Here is a 1707-nt window from a genome sequence, read left to right on the forward strand (position 1 = left end):
CAAGAGGCAAGAGGCAAGAGGCAAGAGGCAAGAGGCAAGAGGCAAGAGGCAAGAGGCAAGAGGCAAGAGGCAAGAGGCAAGAGGCAAGAGGCAAAAATTCCCAGGAAACTTCCCACACTTCCCATACTTCCCACACTTCCCATACTTCCCACACTTCCCACGCTTCCCACACTTCCCACGCTTCCCACACTCATCTCCCCATCTCCCCATCTTTCCACCCTAACCACTCCCACAGCGATGGCTAGATCAGGTGGCGGGAGCGCCTGGTGCTTGCTGCTGACTATAAATATTGGTCTGGGTGCCATTGCGAGCCCATTGACGATAATCCAATAACAGCTGGTGCATCAAGGTTTGCTTAATCCTGACCAAAACGCTTTTGAGCAAACCATTGCCAGTGGTTTCTAAGATTGGCTTGGGAGTAAGGGAAAAAGGTAACGGTACATCAACCTTGACCATTAAATCTGCTCTACCGGTGAGCTTAGTCACTCCCTGATCTTCCCAAGGATGCAGTTTTCCAGTTAATTCTAGGGCAAAGCGTCGATTGATATAGTCCAATCCTATAATTTCACAAGCGACAGACTTCAGATTAACGGTAGCGTCAGATTCCGCCCACACTTCCAGATCTACCGTGGGCTGAAATGTCAAGGACATAAAGTGTAATGGATTCATTTTCAGGCGAAAGCGCTTCTGAGTCACTTGTTGGATGCGATTCAGGTCTGCGATCGCATAAACTATCCGTTCAGGCTGACGCAAGTAGTGCTGAATCGGCACAGATTCCTGTGGCACAGTCATTTCCACACACTGGGAAGCAAAAAACTGGGTCGTCATAGAGGAAAAAACACTCAATCTATGTATGCTTTTACTTAATATTACTTTACAATTCTTCAGTTTTGGTATTATGTTTTTCATTTTACTGGAGCATGTTACCCCAGAGAGTACTTTTTTTTCATTTTCTAGAGATTTTTCTATCGATTTCTAAAGCGTCGCCAATTTGGCGATAAATCTAAGCTGAAATGCGATCTAATCTATTAATGTAAGCATCGATAGCATAAATGATATAAATCCAATAGTCATGGCTGAGTTAAACCAAACAATTTTAGAAGGCTCTAATCCTAAACCTCAATTGCGTTTCGATTCTGAGGAATTGGGACTGAAGCTTAGGGACTTCAAACAAGAGCAGGAGCGTTTAAAGTCTGAAGGATCGTCTTTTTCCCCTTTCACGATTCCCTCAACCGTTACTGATACTCTGACCGGTGGAGATGGTAACGATACTATTAACGGTGGAGATGGTAATGATCTAATTGATGGCAAAAATGGCGATGATTTGCTTAACGGCAACGCAGGTAATGATGCGATCGCTGGTGGGCGTGGAGATGATACTGTAATTGGCGGTAGTGGCGATGATTCTCTTTACGGAGAATTAGCTATTACTATCAACCCTAATATTAATATTATCGCCACTGGAATTTCGTCTTCCCCTGTAACAGAAGGTCAGAATTACCTAGATGGGGGAGATGGCGATGATATTCTCGGTGGTGGCGGTAACCATGATACTCTGATGGGTAGAAATGGGGATGATTACCTCTACGGCGGCAGTACCAGCCTTGGTTTTTGTACTCATGTTTATGACCCCTATGGTGAATATCAAAGCTGTCGTTCTGTATCGGGCAATGATATTCTTAACGGTGGCGATGGGAATGATACCCA

Annotated in this window: 2 protein-coding genes and 1 pseudogene; 1 reads left to right on the forward strand and 2 read right to left on the reverse strand. The window is 44.7% G+C overall.

Going from position 1 to position 1707, the window contains the following annotated elements:
- Nucleotides 1–218: hypothetical protein (locus F6K52_RS36000; RefSeq protein WP_293089964.1), on the reverse strand; the 218-nt coding region annotated here is incomplete at its 3' end.
- 28 nt (nucleotides 219–246) lie between these two features.
- The gene (locus tag F6K52_RS36005; RefSeq protein ID WP_293089966.1) at nucleotides 247–828 is read right to left on the reverse strand and encodes a DUF1997 domain-containing protein; all 582 of its coding nucleotides are present in this window, start codon (nucleotides 826–828) and stop codon (nucleotides 247–249) included.
- Nucleotides 829–1072: 244 nt separating this feature from the next.
- On the opposite strand from F6K52_RS36005, the pseudogene F6K52_RS36010 reads away from it, so the two are divergent.
- Nucleotides 1073–1707, forward strand: a pseudogene (locus F6K52_RS36010) (hypothetical protein); the annotation flags it as partial.

Source organism: Moorena sp. SIO3H5, assembly GCF_010692395.1.
In the GTDB taxonomy this organism is placed as follows: Bacteria; Cyanobacteriota; Cyanobacteriia; order Cyanobacteriales; family Coleofasciculaceae; genus Moorena.

Bases quoted from the DNA above. Each gene is read 5' to 3' on its own strand.
- F6K52_RS36005 (WP_293089966.1), bottom strand. From the start codon at position 828: ATGACGACCCAGTTTTTTGCTTCCCAGTGTGTGGAAATGACTGTGCCA.